Annotated in this window: 19 protein-coding genes and 1 pseudogene; all 20 read left to right on the top strand. The window is 62.4% G+C overall.

Features of this window, described 5'->3' with window-relative positions:
- The first annotated feature begins 141 nt into the window (after positions 1–141).
- Positions 142–867: a beta-ketoacyl synthase chain length factor gene (locus JFT80_RS22865; protein WP_201149613.1), complete on the top strand. Its 726-nt coding sequence runs from the start codon at positions 142–144 to the stop codon at positions 865–867.
- Positions 843–1,652 carry a 1-acyl-sn-glycerol-3-phosphate acyltransferase gene (locus JFT80_RS22860; RefSeq protein ID WP_201149611.1) on the top strand — a complete coding sequence of 270 codons (810 nt, stop codon included), beginning with the start codon at positions 843–845 and terminating at the stop codon, positions 1,650–1,652. The genes JFT80_RS22865 and JFT80_RS22860 overlap by 25 nt, the downstream gene beginning before the upstream one ends.
- A complete protein-coding gene (locus JFT80_RS22855; protein WP_201149609.1) occupies positions 1,633–1,893 on the top strand; it encodes a phosphopantetheine-binding protein in 261 nt (86 codons plus the stop codon). Before JFT80_RS22860 ends, JFT80_RS22855 begins: the two co-directional genes overlap by 20 nt.
- A gap of 9 nt (positions 1,894–1,902) precedes the next feature.
- Positions 1,903–2,157: an acyl carrier protein gene (locus JFT80_RS22850; RefSeq protein WP_201149607.1), complete on the top strand. Its 255-nt coding sequence runs from the start codon at positions 1,903–1,905 to the stop codon at positions 2,155–2,157.
- A complete protein-coding gene (locus JFT80_RS22845; RefSeq protein ID WP_201149605.1) occupies positions 2,154–2,699 on the top strand; it encodes a hypothetical protein in 546 nt (181 codons plus the stop codon). Before JFT80_RS22850 ends, JFT80_RS22845 begins: the two co-directional genes overlap by 4 nt.
- Positions 2,696–4,378 (top strand): acyl-CoA synthetase family protein, encoded by a 1,683-nt coding sequence (locus JFT80_RS22840; RefSeq protein WP_201149604.1) that lies wholly within the window; start codon positions 2,696–2,698, stop codon positions 4,376–4,378. The genes JFT80_RS22845 and JFT80_RS22840 overlap by 4 nt, the downstream gene beginning before the upstream one ends.
- Positions 4,379–4,421: 43 nt before the next feature.
- The gene (locus tag JFT80_RS22835; RefSeq protein WP_122841675.1) at positions 4,422–5,156 is read left to right on the top strand and encodes a glycosyltransferase family 2 protein; all 735 of its coding nucleotides are present in this window, start codon (positions 4,422–4,424) and stop codon (positions 5,154–5,156) included.
- Positions 5,153–6,094 (top strand): glycosyl transferase, encoded by a 942-nt coding sequence (locus JFT80_RS22830; RefSeq protein ID WP_201149602.1) that lies wholly within the window; start codon positions 5,153–5,155, stop codon positions 6,092–6,094. The genes JFT80_RS22835 and JFT80_RS22830 overlap by 4 nt, the downstream gene beginning before the upstream one ends.
- Complete coding sequence (gene hutH, locus JFT80_RS22825; RefSeq protein WP_201149600.1) at positions 6,075–7,619, top strand: histidine ammonia-lyase; 1,545 nt, start codon at positions 6,075–6,077, stop codon at positions 7,617–7,619. Before JFT80_RS22830 ends, hutH begins: the two co-directional genes overlap by 20 nt.
- The gene (locus JFT80_RS22820; protein ID WP_201149598.1) at positions 7,612–8,037 is read left to right on the top strand and encodes a thioesterase family protein; all 426 of its coding nucleotides are present in this window, start codon (positions 7,612–7,614) and stop codon (positions 8,035–8,037) included. Before hutH ends, JFT80_RS22820 begins: the two co-directional genes overlap by 8 nt.
- Positions 8,034–8,645, top strand: coding sequence for an outer membrane lipoprotein carrier protein LolA (locus JFT80_RS22815; RefSeq protein WP_225569311.1), 612 nt, complete (start codon positions 8,034–8,036; stop codon positions 8,643–8,645). The genes JFT80_RS22820 and JFT80_RS22815 overlap by 4 nt, the downstream gene beginning before the upstream one ends.
- The gene (locus JFT80_RS22810; RefSeq protein ID WP_201149596.1) at positions 8,629–10,971 is read left to right on the top strand and encodes an MMPL family transporter; all 2,343 of its coding nucleotides are present in this window, start codon (positions 8,629–8,631) and stop codon (positions 10,969–10,971) included. The genes JFT80_RS22815 and JFT80_RS22810 overlap by 17 nt, the downstream gene beginning before the upstream one ends.
- The gene (locus JFT80_RS22805; RefSeq protein WP_201149594.1) at positions 10,968–12,128 is read left to right on the top strand and encodes a sodium:proton antiporter; all 1,161 of its coding nucleotides are present in this window, start codon (positions 10,968–10,970) and stop codon (positions 12,126–12,128) included. Before JFT80_RS22810 ends, JFT80_RS22805 begins: the two co-directional genes overlap by 4 nt.
- The gene (locus tag JFT80_RS22800) at positions 12,115–13,362 is read left to right on the top strand and encodes an NAD(P)/FAD-dependent oxidoreductase (RefSeq protein ID WP_201149592.1); all 1,248 of its coding nucleotides are present in this window, start codon (positions 12,115–12,117) and stop codon (positions 13,360–13,362) included. The genes JFT80_RS22805 and JFT80_RS22800 overlap by 14 nt, the downstream gene beginning before the upstream one ends.
- Positions 13,359–14,083: pseudogene (locus tag JFT80_RS22795) on the top strand (class I SAM-dependent methyltransferase). Before JFT80_RS22800 ends, JFT80_RS22795 begins: the two are co-directional and overlap by 4 nt.
- Positions 14,083–14,604: a hypothetical protein gene (locus tag JFT80_RS22790; RefSeq protein ID WP_201149590.1), complete on the top strand. Its 522-nt coding sequence runs from the start codon at positions 14,083–14,085 to the stop codon at positions 14,602–14,604. Before JFT80_RS22795 ends, JFT80_RS22790 begins: the two are co-directional and overlap by 1 nt.
- The gene (locus tag JFT80_RS22785) at positions 14,601–15,797 is read left to right on the top strand and encodes a beta-ketoacyl-[acyl-carrier-protein] synthase family protein (RefSeq protein ID WP_201149589.1); all 1,197 of its coding nucleotides are present in this window, start codon (positions 14,601–14,603) and stop codon (positions 15,795–15,797) included. The genes JFT80_RS22790 and JFT80_RS22785 overlap by 4 nt, the downstream gene beginning before the upstream one ends.
- Positions 15,794–16,258, top strand: coding sequence for a hotdog family protein (locus tag JFT80_RS22780; protein ID WP_122841495.1), 465 nt, complete (start codon positions 15,794–15,796; stop codon positions 16,256–16,258). The genes JFT80_RS22785 and JFT80_RS22780 overlap by 4 nt, the downstream gene beginning before the upstream one ends.
- On the top strand, positions 16,251–16,979 hold the full coding sequence (gene fabG / locus JFT80_RS22775; RefSeq protein WP_201149588.1) for a 3-oxoacyl-ACP reductase FabG: 729 nt from the start codon (positions 16,251–16,253) through the stop codon (positions 16,977–16,979). The genes JFT80_RS22780 and fabG overlap by 8 nt, the downstream gene beginning before the upstream one ends.
- Positions 16,979–18,205 (top strand): beta-ketoacyl-ACP synthase, encoded by a 1,227-nt coding sequence (locus JFT80_RS22770; RefSeq protein WP_201149586.1) that lies wholly within the window; start codon positions 16,979–16,981, stop codon positions 18,203–18,205. Before fabG ends, JFT80_RS22770 begins: the two co-directional genes overlap by 1 nt.
- The last annotated feature ends 57 nt before the right edge of the window (positions 18,206–18,262 follow it).

The following is an 18,262-nucleotide window of genomic DNA, read 5'->3' as shown; positions in this document are numbered from 1 at the left end:
CCTTGAGCAAAATGTAACCAGCATTTGCTACCCGCTGGCTGCACCGGGATAATGCGCGCCACCTGGCGCTTGACGCCGCGCCATGCTTGTCGCTGGTTCCGTGACTCACCGCGTCAATGAAAGCCCGCAGGGGCGGGATGAATGTCCGTGATCAACTTCAACATCGCCCAATGGCGCGCGTGGGCCCCTGGGCTCGACAGCGTGGACGACTGGCAGGCCTGGAGCAGACAGCCAGTCGCGCTCCAGAGCAGTGAAGCCGCGCCCGATGTGTCATTCTTGCCGGCCATGCAACGCCGCCGTCTCAGTCGCCTGGCACGCATGGCGTTCAGTGTCGGCTGGCCGCTGGCCGACGGACGGGAAAACCTGCCGCTGGTGTTCGTCTCTCGCCATGGCGAAACCCCACGCACCTACGAGATCCTCAGCGATCTAGCGACCGAGCAGCCGCTGTCACCGACTCAGTTCAGCCTTTCCGTGCACAACGCGATCATTGGCCTGTGGTCGATCATGCGCGGCGAAACCAGCGAAATGACCGCCCTCGCCGCGGCTGGCGACGGCCTCGAGCACGGCATGCTGGAAGCCGCAGCGCTGCTCAATGAAGGCGCACCTGCGGTACTGCTGGTGATCAGCGAAGAACAACCACCGGCCGCCTATTCACAGTGGATCGACGACGTGCCGTTCCCTTATGCACTGGGCCTTCTGATCACACCCGGCAACGATTGGCAGCTGTCCCTGAACAGCGCTACGGATACAGTGTCAAACGCTCACTGGCCCCATGCCCTGAATCTCTTGCATACCCTGCTCGGCCAGCAGACTACCTGCCAACATGCGTGGAAAAATCGTGTATGGACCTGGCAACGCAACCCGTGACCGAGAAACACCGCGACGCCTATTACTGGCGCCTGCTCGCCACCGCCGCCAGCTTCGCGCTGTTCGGGCTTGGCGGGCTGTGCCTGCGTGTGTTGGTGTTTCCGCTGCTTGGCTGCCTGCCCGGTGATGCGCTAAAACAGCGCCAACGCGCACGGCAAACCGTCAGTCGCCTGTTCTGGTTTTTCGTACGGTTCATGGCCCGCACCGGTGTGCTGACCTATGACATTCAAGGCGCCGAGCGCTTGGGCCGTCCTGGGCAGATGATCATCGCCAACCACCCGTCGCTGATCGACGTGGTGTTTCTTATCGGCCTGGTGCGCCAGGCCAATTGCGTGGTGAAGAAAAGCCTCTGGGAAAACCCTTTTACCCGTGGCCCCTTGCGCAGCACCGAATACATCAGCAACGACGGCAGCATGGACATGCTCGATGCCGCCGCCGAGTCCCTGCAAAACGGCCAGACTCTGATCATTTTCCCCGAAGGCACGCGCACCCAGCCGGGGCAGGCGCCAGCCTTTCATCGGGGTGCGGCGGCGATTGCCCTGCGCGGTGCGAAAATCCTCACGCCAGTGATCATCAAGGTCAACCCGACCACGCTGACCAAAGCCGAACCGTGGTATCGGATCCCCAATCGCCGCGTGCACTTCAGTTTTCAGGTCGGGGCCGATATAGACCCACAGACCTTTGCCGCGCAGGGGCCTGCACCGCAAGCCTCGCGCAAGCTCAACGATTATTTGCACTCTTACTTTATTAAGGAGCTCGCCGAAGATGAGCGATCTGAATCGTGACATTAAAACGCTGATCATCGACGCCCTCGGCCTCGAAGACATCAGCGTCGACGACATCGGCGACGAGCAGACGCTGTTCGGCGAAGGCCTGGGCCTGGATTCTGTCGACGCGCTGGAACTGGGTCTGGCGATCCAGAAAAAGTACGGCATCAAGATCGACGCCGACGCCAAAGACACCCGCAACCATTTCACCAACGTGGCGAGCCTTGCGGCGTTCGTCACGGCAAAACAGGCAGCTTGAGACCGGACCATGCAAACTCGTGAAGACATTTTCAACACCCTGCGCGATGCCCTGGTCGAGCTGTTCGAACTCGATCCGGCGCGTGTGAGCCTGGAGTCCAATCTGTATCAGGATCTGGAAATCGACAGCATCGATGCGGTCGATCTGATCGATCACATCAAGCGTCAGACCGGCAAGAAAATCGCTGCCGAAGAATTCAAATCGGTGCGCACTGTCGGTGACGTGGTCGAGGCGGTCTACCGCCTGGTTCAACCGGCCGCATGAGCCGATTGATCGGCCTCGGCCTGCTGCTGGCCGGTCTGCTTTACCCCTTTGCGGTGTATTTCGGCATGGAGCACTTCGCTCCGTGGCAGTTCGGTCTGCTGCTGGGCAGCCTGTGGCTGGCGCGGGCGCTGAGCGGCGAACGCAAACCCGGCAGCCTGTGGATGGCCGTCACCGCGATCATTTTTTGCCTGCTGCTGGCATTGTTCGACAGTCCACTGTTGCTGCGCTGGTATCCGGTGCTGATCAGCGGCTTCATGCTGGTGCTGTTCGGCCTGAGCCTGAAATACGGCCCGCCAATGGTCGAGCGACTCGCGCGGTTGCGCGAGCCGGAACTGCCGGACATTGCGATTCGCTACACCCGAAAGGTCACGGTGGCCTGGAGCGTGTTTTTCTTCTGCAACGGTTTGTGCGCCGCCCTGCTGACCCTGTGGGCGCCGCTGAATTGGTGGATGTTGTACACCGGCCTGATCTCCTATGGATTGATCGGCCTGATGTTTGCCATTGAATGGCTGATACGACAACGGGTACGAGGCCACCCATGAACTGGATTAAACTTGAGCAACTGCTGCTCAAGGCTCAACCAGAGCGCGCCGTGACGGCCGGGCCGGTGCTGACCCACGCCCAGCTGTGCGAACGCGCACTGCGCCTGGCTGCCGGCCTCGAAAGCCAGGGCATACGGCGCGTTGCCGTGCACCTGGAAGACGCCGCCGACCTGGCCGTCGCCCTGCTTGGCGCCTGGCGCGCCGGCGCCAGCGTGCTACTTCCGGCCGACCTGCAACCCGTTACCCGGCAACGCTGGTCCACGGAAGTCGACCTGTGGCTGACCGACCTGGCCGACGACGCCCATCTGGAGGATTACCGGGGCGCGCCCCTGGGTGCAGTCGAGTTCGACCTGGACCAATGCCAACTCAGCCTGTGCACTTCAGGTTCCAGTGGCGAGCCCAAGCGCATCGACAAAACCCTGGGCCAGTTGGCCAATGAAGTGCAGGCCCTGGAGACCCTCTGGGGTGCCGACCTTGGCCAGGCCTGCATCATCGGCAGCGTCGCCACCCAGCACATCTATGGGTTGCTCTTCCGGGTGCTGTGGCCGCTGTGCGCCGGTCGGCCGTTCGTGCGCAAGCAGCTGGCGTTTCCGGAAGATCTGCAGCGCGCCAGCCGCGAGTGCCCGACCTTCGCCTGGGTCGCCAGCCCGGCGCTGCTCAAGCGCATGGGCGACAACCTTGACTGGCCCGCCCTGAGTGCGGTTCGCCGGGTATTTTCTTCTGGTGGCGCCTTGCCGGCCGAAGCGGCGCGAAGCCTGCACCAGCGCCTGCAGCAATGGCCGACGGAAATCCTCGGCAGCTCGGAAACCGGCGGTATTGCCTGGCGCCAGGCCGATGAGCCCTGGCAGCCATTTGCCGACGTTGAACTGGCGCTGGACAGTGACGGTGCGTTGCTTGTCAGCTCTCCCTACATGCCCCCAGGCCACGTTGAACATACCGCCGATGCCGCGCAAATTGCCGCCGACGGCCGTTTTGAGCTACAGGGGCGGCTGGACCGAATCGTCAAACTGGAAGAAAAACGTATCTCGCTTCCAATGCTCGAACAGGCGTTGAGCACCCATGATTGGGTGACTGAAGCACGCATGGGTGTGGTGCAGGAAAACCGCGCGTCGCTGGGCGCGCTGCTGGTCTTGAGCGAGTCAGGCTTGCACGCGTTGCGCAACCAGGGCCGGCGCGCCGTTACCGAGGAGCTGCGCCAGCACCTGGGCCTGCACTGCGAAACCCTGGCGTTGCCGCGACGCTGGCGTTTTCTGCGACAACTGCCGTTCAACAGCCAGGGCAAGCTGCCGCAAGCGGATGTCGAGGGGTTATTGCTGGCTGCTCGACCGAAATTGCCAGAAGTACTGCAACAGATCGAAGACGATGGCGAGTGGAGCCTGCAATTGGCGGTGCCACCGGACCTGGCGTTCTTCAGCGGCCATTTCCCCAAGGCACCGGTGTTGCCCGGTGTGGTGCAGGTCGATTGGGCCCTCGCCCTGGGCCAACGATTGATGAACCTGCCGGAAAAATTCGCCGGTATGGAAGTCCTGAAATTCCAGCAACTGGTGCGCCCGGGGGATCAGGTCCAGTTGCACCTGCGTTTTGATCCGGTGCGCGGCAAGCTGTATTTCGCTTATCGCAATGAAACCGCGACCTGTTCCAGTGGACGGATTCTGCTGGAGGCGGCGAGCGATGCCTGATTATGGCAAGTGCTGCGCACTCAATCGCCCAGGGGACGTGCTCATGCATAACCCTTGCGCCGTCATCCCGGTCTACAACCACGAAACCGCGATTACCACCGTGGTCGAGGCGGTACTTGGCAGCGGTCTTCCCTGCATCCTGGTGGACGACGCCAGTGCCCCGTCCTGTGCAAAAGTGCTCGATCACCTGGCGCTGCGCGAAAAGGTATTCCTGATTCGCCTCGCCGCCAATCAGGGCAAGGGCGGTGCGGTCATGACCGGTCTGCGCGAAGCGGCGCGCCTGGGTTTTACTCACGCATTGCAGGTGGACGCCGACGGCCAGCACGACCTGCAGGACATCGGCACCTTCATCGAGCAGTCTCGCGCCCACCCCGAGGCGGTGATCTGCGGTTACCCGCAATACGACGCCAGCGTCCCCAAGGGCCGCCTGTATGCCCGCTACCTGACCCACGTGATGGTCTGGATCAACACCCTGTCGCTGCAGATTCGCGACTCGATGTGCGGCTTTCGCGTGTATCCGTTGCCGCCCGTGCTGGCCTTGATCGACTCGGCGAAAATCGGCAAGCGAATGGATTTCGACTCGGACATCCTGGTGCGCCTGGCCTGGCGCAATCAACCGATGCTGTGGCGGCCCACCCGGGTGCATTATCCGCTGGATGGCGTGTCACACTTTCGCCTGCTCCACGACAACGTACTGATTTCGAGCATGCACACGCGGCTGTTTTTCGGCATGTTGTTGCGCGCGCCGGCGATGCTCTGGCAGCGGTGGCGCACATGAGCAACAACAAGGCGCACTGGGCCGATCGCGAAGAGCGCGGCAGTTTCCTGCTGATGAAATTCACCGCGTTCGCCGCCAAAGTCCTTGGCCGGCGTCTGCTCAGCCCGTTGCTGTACGGCATCGTCCTGTACTTTTTCCTGTTCGGCCGCACGGCGCGCCGTAGCGCTTGGCAGTATCAGCAACGGCTGGCCGTCTGCAGTCAACGCGAAGATTTGCGCCCGACTCATTGGCGGGTATTTGGCCAGTTCATGGCTTTCGCCGATTCGATGCTCGACAAGCTCGACGTATGGAACGGCAAGCTGCGTATCGAACAGATCGAAATCATCGACCCGGCGCTGCTGCGCAAGCAGTTGCGCGGCAGTCGCGGGCAACTGCTGGTCGGCGCACATCTGGGCAACCTTGAAGTCTGCCGGGCACTGGCGGAGATCGGCGAAAAAGTCACCATGAACGTGCTGGTACACACCAAGCACGCCGAGCAGTTCAACCGTTTACTGGGCGAGGCCGGCGCGACCAACCTGCGCTTGATTCAGGTCAGCGAACTCGACCCGGTGATCATGCTGCAACTGCACGAACGCCTCGAGCGCGGCGAGTGGCTGGCGATCGCCGGCGACCGCGTGCCGCTGCACGGCGGGCGCAGCGTGACCGTCGATTTTCTCGGCCACCCCGCACCGCTCCCACAAGGGCCGTGGCTGCTGGCCGGCCTGCTGAAATGCCCGGTCAATCTGCTGATGTGCCTGAAACAACCGGACGGCCACTATCGCCTGACCCTCGAACCCTTCGCCGACGCCGTGGTGTGGAAGCGCAGCGAGCGCGAGCAGGTCATTCATCAGTGGGCCACCCGCTATGCGCAGCGTCTGAGTCACTATTGCCTCGAAGCGCCGCAACAATGGTTCAACTTTTACCCTTTCTGGAAGACCGATGACCACGCCAACCCATGAGCCGGTAACCTTCGGCGAACGCCCTTTGCGCATCGAAGACGTGCTGGCCCTGGCCAACCGTCAGGCACCCGTGCAATTACAGAGCGACGCCGACTATCGCGAGCGCATCGCCAAGGGCGCGCGGTTTCTTGATTCGTTGCTGGACAAGGAAGGCGTGATCTACGGCGTGACCACCGGTTACGGCGATTCCTGCGTGGTCGCGGTGCCGCTGCATCACGTCGAAGCGTTGCCGCGTCACCTCTACACCTTTCATGGTTGCGGGCTGGGCAAACTGCTCGACGCGCAAGCCACCCGTGCGGTGCTCGCTGCACGCTTGCAGTCGCTGTGCCAGGGTGTGTCGGGGGTTCGCGTGGAACTGCTGGAACGCCTCCAGGCCTTCCTTGCACACGACATCCTGCCGCTGATACCGGAGGAAGGCTCGGTGGGCGCCAGCGGCGACCTGACTCCGTTGTCGTATGTCGCCGCGACGTTATCCGGCGAGCGCGAGGTCATGTTTCGTGGCGAACGCCGGCCAGCGGCCGACGTCCATCGCGAACTGGGCTGGGAACCCCTGGTGCTCAGGCCCAAGGAAGCCCTGGCATTGATGAACGGTACCGCCGTCATGACGGGCCTGGCCTGCCTGGCCTACGCGCGAGCCGATTACCTGCTGCAACTGGCCACCCGCATCACCGCACTCAATGTGGTCGCGCTGCAAGGCAATCCGGAACACTTCGATGAGCGTCTGTTCGCCGCCAAACCGCACCCGGGGCAAATGCAGGTCGCAGCATGGTTGCGCAAGGATCTGGCCATCGACGCGCCAACCGCACCGCTGCACCGCTTGCAGGATCGCTACTCGCTGCGTTGCGCGCCGCACGTGCTCGGCGTCTTGGCCGACAGCCTGAACTGGCTGCGTTCGTTCATCGAAACCGAACTCAACAGCGCCAATGACAATCCGATCATCGACGCCGAAGCCGAGCGCGTGCTGCACGGCGGGCACTTCTATGGCGGCCACATCGCGTTCGCCATGGACAGCCTGAAGAATCTGGTTGCCAACGTCGCCGACCTGCTCGATCGTCAGCTCGCGCTATTGGTCGACGAGCGCTACAACCATGGCTTGCCGAGTAATCTGTCGGGTGCCACGGCTGATCGGGCGATGCTCAATCACGGCTTCAAGGCGGTGCAGATCGGTACGAGCGCGTGGACCGCAGAAGCCCTGAAGAACACCATGCCGGCCAGCGTCTTTTCCCGCTCCACCGAGTGTCACAATCAGGACAAGGTGAGCATGGGCACCATCGCTGCACGGGATGCCATTCGCGTGCTGGAGCTGACCGAACAAGTGGCTGCCGCGACGCTGCTGGCCGCCAACCAGGGCGTCTGGTTACGCAGTAAAGCCGAGGACGCGCGCACATTGCCGCCGGCACTTGCCGCCATGCACGCGCAGCTGGCTGAAGATTTCCCGCCGGTCATCGAGGACCGGGCCCTGGAGAGCGAGTTGCGCCTGTGCCTGCAGCGTATCGCCGAACAACACTGGAGGCTGCATGCGTAGCAAGGGCGTGCTTCACATCGATACGCAAATCCTCGTGCCGTTTTTCGACGTCGACACCATGCACGTCGTCTGGCACGGCCATTACATCAAATACCTGGAAGTCGCCCGCTGTGCGTTGCTGGACCGCATCGGCCACAACTACAGCGCCATGGTCGAGTCGGGCTACGCCTGGCCGGTGATCGACCTGCAGCTGCGGTATGTACGTGGCGCGGTGTTCGGTCAGCGGCTCAATGTGCGGGCCAATCTGGTCGAGTGGGAAAACCGCCTGAAGATCAACTACCTGATCACTGACCTGCAAACCGGCGAACGCCTGACCCGTGCCGTATCCGTACAGGTCGCCGTCGATATGAGCAATCGCGAAATGCAACTGGCTTCACCGAAGATCTTTACAGATGCAGTGGAAAAGGTGCTCGAATGAACTGGCGGACAACCTGCTGCAAATTTCTGGTGGCAGGCGTCATGCTGCTGGGTACTTCACTGGCCCAGGCTTTTGATCTGCAGCAGCTCAGCGATCAACTGGGCAAACCTGACGTGATCCACGGCAGTTTCATCCAGGAAAAACACCTGCGCGCCCTGCCCCAGCCGCTGACCAGCAAGGGCACATTCGTCCTGGCGAAAAACCACGGCCTGCTCTGGCTGCTCAGAACACCGCTGCAGCAGGATTATCGGATCACCGCCAAGGGCATCGCCCGGCGCGACGGCAACGGCTGGCAAATGCTGCCGGGCAAGAGCGCCGGAGCCGAGCAGAACCGATTGTTCCTCGCGGTACTGCAAGGTGACAGCAGCGGGCTGCAACGAGACTTCGACCTGTCGCTCAGTGGCGATGCAAAGGACTGGAAGTTGACCCTGATCCCGCGTTCGCTGCTGTTAAAGCAGGTGTTCAACCAGATCAACATTACCGGGGCCGAGTTGGTGCACAGTATCGAACTGCTGGAAACCCAAGGCGACAGCACCCTTTTACGCATGCAGGACAGTACCGCCGCGCAACCGTTGAGCGACTCGGAGCAACATGACTTTGCCGAGTGAACGCAGGCTGCCTTGGCTATTCCTGATGCTGCTACTGGCAGTCGGTGCGCTGGCCGGTTGGCAATGGCGCGACGGTGCGCCGCTGTCGGCGAACCTCATGGAGCTGGTACCAGGCACGGCACCGGATGCACTGGAGTCACGCGCCGAGCAGCGCATGCAGGAACCCTTGAACCGCGAAATGCTGGTGCTGGTCGGCCACGCTGATCGCCAGCAGGCGGTGGCCATGGCGCAAACCCTGGGCGAGCAATGGCAAGCCAGCGGATTGTTCGAGAAAGTGCAGTGGAACCTGCAAGCGGATCTCCCGGCCCTGCGCACGCAACTGCTGCAAGGACGACTGGCGATGCTCTCGGCGGATGATCGGCAACTGCTGATCGAACATCCCGACGTCTTTATTCAGCAACGCGTGCAAGCGCTGTTCGATCCGTTCAGCGGTTTCAGTCTGGTGCCGAGCCAGGACGATTGGCTGGGCCTGACCGGACGCATCCAGAACAGCCAGCCGCAGCACGGTTCGGTGCAACTGGACATCGGCAGCGGCGCGTTGGTCGCCGATGCCGACGGCAAGAGTTGGGTGCTGCTGCGCGCACGCACCACTGGCAATGCCTTCGACATGAACCTGCCACTGAAAGTCGCGGATTTGCTCCAGCACAGTCGTGCCGAAGCCGCCCAGGCCAAGGTACAACTGTTGGCGGCGAGCGGCCTGCTCTATGCCGCAAACGGCCAGCAGCAAGCCACTCGCGAGATGACCTGGGTCGGCGGCGGCGCAACGATCGGCATTCTATTATTGCTACTGCTGGCCTTCCGGCGCTGGCGCGTCTTGCTCGCCTTTGTCCCGGTGCTGGTGGGCATGCTCTTCGGTGCAGTGGCCTGCGTCGCCCTGTTCGGCCATATGCATGTGATGACGCTGGTGCTCGGTTCGAGCCTGATCGGCGTGGCGGTCGACTACCCGCTGCATTACCTGTCCAAAAGCTGGAGCCTGAAACCCTGGCGCAGCTGGCCAGCCCTGCGCCTGACCTTGCCCGGCCTGACGCTGAGCCTGATCACCAGTTGCATCGGTTACCTCGCCCTGGCCTGGACTCCGTTTCCAGCGCTGACCCAGATCGCGGTGTTCTCCGCAGCGGGTCTGATCGGCGCCTACTTGTGCGCGGTATGCCTGCTACCGGCATTGCTGAAGGGGGTGCAATTGCGCCCTGCTCAATGGCCGTTAAGGGTTTGCGAAAGCTTGCTGCTGTGCCGCGAAGCACTGCTCAAGCGGGCCAGCACCCCGGTATTGCTGGCAGTGCTGGTCGCCTTCTGCGTCGCCGGCCTGCTACAGCTCGACAGCAAGAACGATATTCGCCAATGGGTCGGCGCGCCCCAGCAGCTGACGGACGAAGCCCAGACCATTGCCCGGATCACCGGTTATCAGCCCACCAGCCAGTTCTTCCTGGTGCGCGCGGCCGATCAGCAGCAATTACTCGAACGCCAGAACGCGCTGAGCGAGCGACTCGATCAACTGGTCAACCTGGAGAAACTCCAGGGTTACCTGTCCCTCAATCAACTGGTCAGCCCGCCCAGCGAACAGGTACAGGTTCGCGAAGCGCTGAACAAACTGGCGCAACACTGGCAGCCGTTGCTTGATCTCGGCGTGCCGGTGGCAGCACTGCAAGCCGAAATCGAAAGCTTGCGCGCGTTGCCGATCCAGGATGTCGACACGGCGCTACGCGGCCCGCTGGCAGAGCCCTATCGCGCCCTGTGGCTGGGTTCGACCGATGACGGAGGCGTAGCGGCTATGGTGAGCCTGCAAGGCTTGAATAACCCCGCGTTGCTGCAGGTTCAGGCCCTGGACCTGCCGGGTGTGGAGCTGGTCGATCGCCTGGGTGAATTGAACAGCGTCTTCGCCGCGACCCAGATCAGCGCCGCCGAGTTGAAACTGGCCTCCTGCGTGCTGATAGTGCTGGTGCTGATCCTGCCGTTCGGCCTTGGCGGCGCCTTGCGCATTGTCACTCTGCCGCTGCTGGCCGCGGTGTGCAGTCTCGCCAGCCTTGGCTGGCTCGGTCAGCCGCTGACCTTGTTCAGCCTGTTCGGCCTGCTGCTGGTCACGGCGATCAGCGTCGATTACGCGATTCTCATGCGCGAGCAAGTCGGCGGTGCGGCGGTGAGTCTGCTCGGCACGCTGTTGGCGGCGCTGACCACATGGCTGTCGTTCGGGCTCCTGGCGGTTTCCAGCACACCGGCGGTGAGCAATTTCGGCTTGTCGGTCAGCCTCGGTCTGGCGTTCAGCTTCATGCTCGCGCCGTGGGCCGGGCGCCATGAACAGCGCGTCAGTGCTGCGGAGCCGACAACATGATGGTCGTCGGATTCTGGCTGCTGGCCCTGGCGTTATTCGCCGTGGCCACCCGCATCGGCCGTCACTTGGGTCTGATTCCGATTGTCAGCCAGTTACTGCTGGCGAGCTTCGGCTTGCCACTGCTGATGTATTTCTGGATCGAGCCGGGCTGGCAACTCAGCGGCGCACAATTGATCGCCCCCGAGTGGCTGAAGAACCTCTACAGCCTGAGTTTTGCCCTGCTGCTCGGGCACATCCTCAGTGACGTGATCGACCTGCGCCTGGATCGCCAGAGCGTGAAAATCGCGCTGCCCAGTTTTGCCGTGCCGTTTGTCTGCGGCGTCGCCGTCGCAGGCTGGCTGCTGCCGGCGCAACCGTGGCTAAACTCGCTGGCCATCGGCCTGGTGTTTGCCATTACCGCGATCCCGGTGCTGTACCTCTACTTGCGGCACATCAACTACCCGAGCACTGCAACGCGGCGCCTGGTGCAGACCGCCATCCTGATCGACCTCACGTGCTGGACCCTGTTCGCCATCGCCCAGGGCAGCCTGCACTTGAGCAGTCTGCTGCTGCCATTGGCAGGAGCCTGCCTGCCGTTACTGCTGAGCCTGCTCGGCATGCGCCAACCGTTGTTGCACAGCGGCTGTTTCTTCGCGCTGCTGGTGGTTGCCGAACACTTCAAGCTCAATGCACTGATTCTCGGCATCGGCTACCTGCTGTGCATGGCGGCCTTGAAAGTGCCATTAGTCCTTCCGCTACCGGCGGCCTGGATGAGCCGGTTGCAGACGAACATCGCGATTCCGCTCATTCTCACGTTCGGCATCGTGCAAATCGACGTCCATAGCGCCATGGCCAGCCTTGGCTGGGGGCAGCTGGCAGCATTGCTGGTGTTGCCGATAGCCAGCAAATTGCTGGGCAACTGGCTGGGCCTGGGCTGGGCCGGTGCTTCGTTTGAAGGCGCCAGTCGCTGGCGGGAAAGCGTCCTGCTGAATATTCGCGGTTTGAGCGAGATCGTCTTTCTCAACCTGCTGCTGCAACAACATCTCATCAGCCCGGCGCTGTATTTTGCGCTGATGCTGATGGGACTGATCGCGACATTGCTGCCGGCACTGGTCGGCATGCACCGAATCCCCATGAACATCGCCGCCCCGGCAAGGAACCCCCATGCCAACAGTTGAAACGGAATGTCGCCAGGTGGTTGTCATCGGCGCAGGCCCTTCGGGTGCCATCGCCGCCGCTTTGCTTAAACGCAAAGGGCATGATGTGCTGATGATCGAGCGTCAGCATTTCCCGAGGTTTTCCATTGGCGAAAGCCTGCTGTCCCACTGCCTGGACTTCGTCGAGGAAGCGGGCATGCTCGATGCAGTAAACGCCGCCGGCTTCCAACTGAAAACCGGTGCGGCCTTCGCCTGGGGCGAGCAGTACAGCGCGTTCGATTTTGGCGACACCTTCAGCAACGGCAAACCGACCACCTTCCAGGTACTGCGTGCCGATTTCGACAAGCTGCTGGCGGACCAGGCAGCGCTGCAAGGCGTCGAAATCCGCTACGGTGAAACCATCGTCAGCGTGGTGCCCGACCCGGCCAAACCGCAGCTCGGCGTGCTGCGCGAAGATGGCAGTGAGTACCGCATCGAAGCCCAATTCATCCTCGACGCCAGCGGCTACGGGCGGGTCCTGCCGCGCCTGCTCGACCTCGAAGCACCGTCGAATTTTCCGGTGCGCCAGGCCGTGTTCACCCATGTCGAAGACCATATCGACAACCCGGCCTTCGATCGCAGCAAAATCCTCGTCACCACCCATCCGACCCGGCGCGATATCTGGTTCTGGACCATCCCGTTCAGCAATGGCCGGTGCTCTGTGGGCGTGGTCGCGGCGGCGGAACATTTCGCGGGGCGCGCGGACAATCTGGACGACTGCCTGCGCGGTTTTATCGCCGAAACCCCAAGCCTGTCGGCCGTGCTCGACAACGCAGTCTGGGATACCCCCGCGCGCACCATTGGTGGTTATTCGGCCAACGTCAAATCCCTGCACGGGCCCGGCTACGCGCTGCTGGGCAACGCCGCCGAATTCCTGGACCCGGTGTTTTCCTCGGGCGTGACCATTGCCATGCGCTCGGCGAGCATGGCCGCTGCGGTACTGCACCGCCAACTGCAGGGTGAAAATGTCGACTGGGAAAGCGAGTTCGCCGCCCCGCTCAAGCGCGGCGTCGATACGTTTCGCTGCTACGTGGAAGGCTGGTATGCCGGAACCTTCCAGGACGTGATCTACCATCCGGGCAGTTCACCGGACATTCGCCGCATGATCAGCGCGATCCTCGCCGGTTATGCCTGGGACGAACGCAACCCGTTCGTCGCCGAACCCAAACGCCGGCTGCGGATGCTCTCGGAACTGTGTGCAAGGGACGCCACATGAGTTTCCTGAGCGACAATTACGTCGAGGAAACCCGCTTCGGTTTCTGGTTCCTGCGCAGCCACACCTGGCAGCACCACGTGTTGCGGGTGGCGATCAATGACCTGCGCAGCCTGTTCAGCGAACCACCACCCGCTCATCCCGTGCTGCTCGATGCCGGTTGTGGCCAGGGTAAGTCGTTCCAGCTGTTGCACCAGACCTTTGCACCACAACGCCTGACCGGCCTGGATGCAGACCCTCACAGTCTCGAACTCAGCCGTGAAGAAGCCGCTCGCCAGTGCATCGAAGTGGAATTGATCGGCAGTGACTGCGCGAGCATTCAACTGCCGGACGCCAGTGTCGACCTGTTGTTCTGTCACCAGACGTTCCATCATCTGGTAGAGCAGGACCTGGCCCTGGCCGAGTTCTATCGGGTATTGAAACCTGGAGGGTATCTGCTGTTCGCCGAATCCACCGAGGCTTACATTGATACCTGGGTGATTCGCTGGTTGTTTCGCCATCCCATGCATGTGCAAAAAGTGCCGCCGGGTATCTGCAGATGATTCGCCAACAGGGTTTCGAGTTCGGCCCGCAGAACGTGTCCTACCCCTACCTGTGGTGGAGTCGCGCCAGGGATTTCGGCCTGCTGGAGCGCCTGGGCCTGCAACGGCCAAAAGCCGTTGGTGAGCGAGAAGAAACCCTGGTCAATGTGGTTGCGCGCAAACCGCTTGAAGGTGCCGTTTGATGAGTATTTTCAACACCGCGCAATTCACCTCCTGCAGGCTGGCTCCCACATGTTTGCTGCTCGGTACACTGCTGCTGAGCGCCTGCACCAGCCGGGCGCCGCTGCCCGAGCAAACGCCTGACCTGGCACTGCCCATGCAACTGCATATCCAGCGCCTGCAAGCCGACCAGCGCCTGGACTGGGTGCTGGTGATCCAGCGCGAAGGGCCGGGCATTCGCTGGTCGATGATGGACCTGCTGGGCATTCCCCAGGCCCGGCAGAAACTGGTCGACGGCGCCTGGCACGCCGACGGCCTGCTGCCACCCAATGCCGAAGCGCGGGAACTGTTCGCTGCCTTGCTGTTTGCGCTGACCCCCAGGGATCAATTGCAAGGCAACTATCCGACCGCCTGGCAACACGGTCCGCAACGGTCATTGCCCGAGCGTTGGGACGTGCGCTACACGCAACCGCAAAACTTCGATCTGACCCTGCCCAAAGGTCCGAAATACCAGGTCACGCCCCTGAGCGGGGATACGCCATGACTGCCTATTTGAATGCCCTCGGGGTGATCTGCGCCCTGGGTCGGGGCAAGGAGGAAGTCAGCCGCAACCTGTTTGCCGGCGACTGCTCCGGCATGCGCGACGAAGCCGGCTGGATTGTCGATCGTACGGTGCCGGTGGCGGCTGTGCGCGGCGAACTCGCGGCCATCCCTGTCGAACTCACGGAGCAAGCCAGCCGCAACAATCAGCTGCTGCTGGAAGCCGCCCTGCAGATTCGCGAGGACATTGACCAGGCGATTGCGACCTACGGCCGCCATCGCATTGGCGTGGTCCTGGGCACCAGCACTTCAGGCATAGACGAAGCCAGCCGCGGCCTGGCCCATTACATTCGCGAGGACGTGTTTCCCGCTGACTACAACTACCAGCAACAGGAACTCGGCGCGCCGGCGAATTTCCTCGCCGACTGGTTGCAAACCAGCGGTCCGGCCTATGTCATCTCTACCGCGTGCACCTCCAGTGCCCGGGCACTGATGAGCGCCCAGCGCCTGTTGAACATGGGGTTGTGCGATGCGGTGCTGTGCGGCGGGGTCGACAGCCTGTGCAAACTGACCCTCAACGGTTTCTCTGCGCTGGAGGCCGTGTCCGGTCAGCGCTGCAACCCCTTTTCAGTCAATCGCAACGGCATCAACATCGGCGAAGCGGCCGTACTGTTCCTGATGACCAGACAGCCCGGCGGCAGCCCGTCGATTGCGCTGCTGGGCAGCGGTGCAAGTTCCGATGCACACCATATTTCCGCGCCGGAACCGGCTGGCCGCGGCGCCCTGCAGGCCATGCGCAAGGCCCTGGATCGTGCGAATCTGCAACCGGGCCAGATTGCCTACCTGAACCTGCACGGCACGGCCACACACCATAATGATTCGATGGAAAGCCTGGCGGTGACCACCCTGTTCCCGGCGGGCGTGCCCTGCTCGTCGACCAAACCGCTTACCGGCCACACCCTCGGCGCAGCGGGCGCCCTGGAAGCTGCGTTCTGCTGGCTGAGCCTGTGCAAGGAAAATCTGCAGCACGCCTTGGCGCCGCATGTCTGGGATGGCCAACCCGACCCGGACCTGCCACCGCTGAATTGGGTGACCGGCACGGATCGCCTGTCGTCCATTGCACCGCGCTACCTGATGAGCAATTCCTTCGCCTTCGGTGGCAACAACGTCAGCCTGATAATCGGAGACGCACCATGATCGACTGGCCGCTCGCCGAACTGCTGCCGCACGCTGGCGACATGATCCTGATCGAACAGATCCTGTCGTTCGACGAGGAGCAGATCCACACCCGCCTGGTGGTCAGGCCTGAAGGCCTGTTCAGCCGCCCCGACGGCAGCTTGCCGGCCTGGGTCGGCATCGAGCTGATGGCCCAGAGCGTCGCCGCCTATGCCGGTTGCCACGCCCGCCAGCGCGGCGATGCGGTCGAGCTGGGTTTCCTGCTCGGTACCCGCAAGTTCGAATGCAATGTCGAACACTTCCCGGTTGGCACCGAGCTGACCATACACGGGCTGCGCTCACTGGAAGATGAGAACGGCATGGGTGTATTCGAATGTCATATCAATGCCCCCGGCATCCACGCCACCGCTCGTCTGAACGTGTTCCGCCCGCCTCAGGCCGCGCAATATCTTGATGAATCAAAGGAGTCCAGTCATGACTGAATCCATACTGGTCACCGGCTCCAGCCGTGGTATCGGCCGCGCCATTGCCCTGCGCCTGGCCCAGGCCGGCCATGACATCGTGCTGCATTGCCGCAGTGGCCTGGCGGAAGCTGGCGCGGTCAAGAAAGAGGTCGAAGCCTTGGGGCGAAAAGCCCGCATACTGCAATTCGATGTGTCCGACCGCCCCAGCTGCAAGGTGATCCTTGAAGCGGACGTAGAAACTCACGGTGCCTATTATGGCGTGGTGCTCAACGCCGGACTGACCCGCGACGGTGCTTTTCCGGCGCTGAGCGAGGATGATTGGGATGTGGTGATGCGCACCAACCTCGATGGTTTCTACAACGTCCTGCATCCGGTGATGATGCCGATGATTCGTCGCCGCGCCGCGGGGCGGATTGTCTGCATCACGTCCGTCTCGGGGCTGATCGGCAACCGTGGCCAGGTCAATTACAGCGCCTCGAAAGCCGGCGTGATCGGCGCGGCGAAAGCGTTGGCGATTGAGCTGGGCAAGCGCAAAATCACCGTGAACTGCGTCGCGCCGGGTCTGATCGACACAGCGATGCTCGATGAAAACGTGCCGGTGGAAGAACTGATGAAAATGATCCCCGCGCAACGCATGGGCACCCCTGAAGAGGTCGCTGGTGCGGTGAATTTCCTGATGTCGGCGGAAGCGTCGTACATCACCCGCCAGGTTCTGGCCGTCAATGGAGGCTTGTGCTGATGAAGCGCGTCGTCGTCACCGGCATGGCCGGCATCACCTCGCTGGGCAGCGACTGGGAGACCATCGCCGGCAACTTTGCGGCCAACCGCAGCGGCATCCGCCGGATGGATGAGTGGGATCGCTTCAGTGAACTCAACACGCGTCTGGCCGGACCGATCGATGATTTTGTCGTGCCGTCGCACTGGACGCGCAAGCAGCTGCGCAGCATGGGCCGGGTCTCGCGGCTGGCGGTCGGTGCTGCGGAGCAGGCGCTGGCCGATGCCGGGCTGCTGGGCGATGAATCGATCAAGGACGGACGCATGGGCGTGGCATGCGGCTCGTCCACTGGCAGCACCGACGAGATCAAAGCGTTCGGCAACATGCTGCTCAACTCGGTGGCCGAGGGCCTCAACGCCAACTCGTACGTGCGGATGATGCCGCACACCACTGCCGCCAATATCAGCATCTTCTTCGGCCTCACCGGGCGTCTGATCCCGACGTCCAGCGCCTGCACCAGTGGCAGTCAGGGCATCGGTTACGCCTACGAGGCGATCAAGTTCGGTCGCCTGCCGTTGATGCTCGCCGGTGGCGCCGAAGAACTGTGCCCGACCGAAGCCATGGTCTTCGACGCGCTCTATGCGACCAGCCTGAAAAATGATGCCCCACAGACCAGCCCGCGCCCCTACGACAAAGGCCGCGACGGCCTGGTGATCGGTGAAGGCGGCGGCATGCTGGTGCTCGAGGAGCTGGAGCACGCCCTCGCCCGCGGCGCGCACATACACGCTGAGCTTGTCGGTTTCGGCAGCAACGCCGACGGACAGCACACCACCCGCCCCGAGCAAGTCACCATGCGCCGCGCAATGGAACTGGCGCTGGAAGACGCCGGGCTGACGCCGGACGCCATCGGCTACGTCAACGGCCACGGCACCGCTACAGAACAGGGCGACATTGCCGAAACACTGGCGACCAGCAGTTTGTTCGGCGAACACATGCCGATCAGCTCGCAGAAAAGCTTTCTCGGTCACACCCTTGGGGCCTGCGGGGCGCTGGAGTCGTGGTTCAGCATTGAAATGCTCAACCGCGACCTGTATGCCCACACCTTCAATCTGGACGACATCGACCCGCACTGCGGCAAGCTCGATTACCTGCGCGGCGAATTCCGGCAGATGAGTAATCAGTATGTGATGAACAATAATTTTGCGTTTGGCGGGGTGAATACTTCGCTGATTTTTCGGCGGTGGTCTTGAAACACATATAGATCAAAAGATCGCAGCCTTCGGCAGCTCCTACGGAGTGAACTCAAG

The sequence above is a fragment of the Pseudomonas sp. TH10 genome (assembly GCF_016651255.1).
GTDB lineage: Bacteria > Pseudomonadota > Gammaproteobacteria > Pseudomonadales > Pseudomonadaceae > Aquipseudomonas.
Note: the sequence above shows the minus strand (reverse complement) of the source record. Positions and strands in the feature narration are given on the sequence as shown.

Excerpts from the sequence above, each read along its gene's own strand:
- JFT80_RS22865 (WP_201149613.1), top strand. The coding sequence starts at position 142 with ATGTCCGTGATCAACTTCAACATCGCCCAATGGCGCGCGTGGGCCCCT.
- JFT80_RS22860 (WP_201149611.1), top strand. The coding sequence starts at position 843 with ATGGACCTGGCAACGCAACCCGTGACCGAGAAACACCGCGACGCCTAT.
- JFT80_RS22855 (WP_201149609.1), top strand. The coding sequence starts at position 1,633 with ATGAGCGATCTGAATCGTGACATTAAAACGCTGATCATCGACGCCCTC.
- JFT80_RS22850 (WP_201149607.1), top strand. The coding sequence starts at position 1,903 with ATGCAAACTCGTGAAGACATTTTCAACACCCTGCGCGATGCCCTGGTC.
- JFT80_RS22845 (WP_201149605.1), top strand. The coding sequence starts at position 2,154 with ATGAGCCGATTGATCGGCCTCGGCCTGCTGCTGGCCGGTCTGCTTTAC.
- JFT80_RS22840 (WP_201149604.1), top strand. The coding sequence starts at position 2,696 with ATGAACTGGATTAAACTTGAGCAACTGCTGCTCAAGGCTCAACCAGAG.
- JFT80_RS22835 (WP_122841675.1), top strand. The coding sequence starts at position 4,422 with ATGCATAACCCTTGCGCCGTCATCCCGGTCTACAACCACGAAACCGCG.
- JFT80_RS22830 (WP_201149602.1), top strand. The coding sequence starts at position 5,153 with ATGAGCAACAACAAGGCGCACTGGGCCGATCGCGAAGAGCGCGGCAGT.
- hutH (WP_201149600.1), top strand. The coding sequence starts at position 6,075 with ATGACCACGCCAACCCATGAGCCGGTAACCTTCGGCGAACGCCCTTTG.
- JFT80_RS22820 (WP_201149598.1), top strand. The coding sequence starts at position 7,612 with ATGCGTAGCAAGGGCGTGCTTCACATCGATACGCAAATCCTCGTGCCG.
- JFT80_RS22815 (WP_225569311.1), top strand. The coding sequence starts at position 8,034 with ATGAACTGGCGGACAACCTGCTGCAAATTTCTGGTGGCAGGCGTCATG.
- JFT80_RS22810 (WP_201149596.1), top strand. The coding sequence starts at position 8,629 with ATGACTTTGCCGAGTGAACGCAGGCTGCCTTGGCTATTCCTGATGCTG.
- JFT80_RS22805 (WP_201149594.1), top strand. The coding sequence starts at position 10,968 with ATGATGGTCGTCGGATTCTGGCTGCTGGCCCTGGCGTTATTCGCCGTG.
- JFT80_RS22800 (WP_201149592.1), top strand. The coding sequence starts at position 12,115 with ATGCCAACAGTTGAAACGGAATGTCGCCAGGTGGTTGTCATCGGCGCA.
- JFT80_RS22790 (WP_201149590.1), top strand. The coding sequence starts at position 14,083 with ATGAGTATTTTCAACACCGCGCAATTCACCTCCTGCAGGCTGGCTCCC.
- JFT80_RS22785 (WP_201149589.1), top strand. The coding sequence starts at position 14,601 with ATGACTGCCTATTTGAATGCCCTCGGGGTGATCTGCGCCCTGGGTCGG.
- JFT80_RS22780 (WP_122841495.1), top strand. The coding sequence starts at position 15,794 with ATGATCGACTGGCCGCTCGCCGAACTGCTGCCGCACGCTGGCGACATG.
- fabG (WP_201149588.1), top strand. The coding sequence starts at position 16,251 with ATGACTGAATCCATACTGGTCACCGGCTCCAGCCGTGGTATCGGCCGC.
- JFT80_RS22770 (WP_201149586.1), top strand. The coding sequence starts at position 16,979 with ATGAAGCGCGTCGTCGTCACCGGCATGGCCGGCATCACCTCGCTGGGC.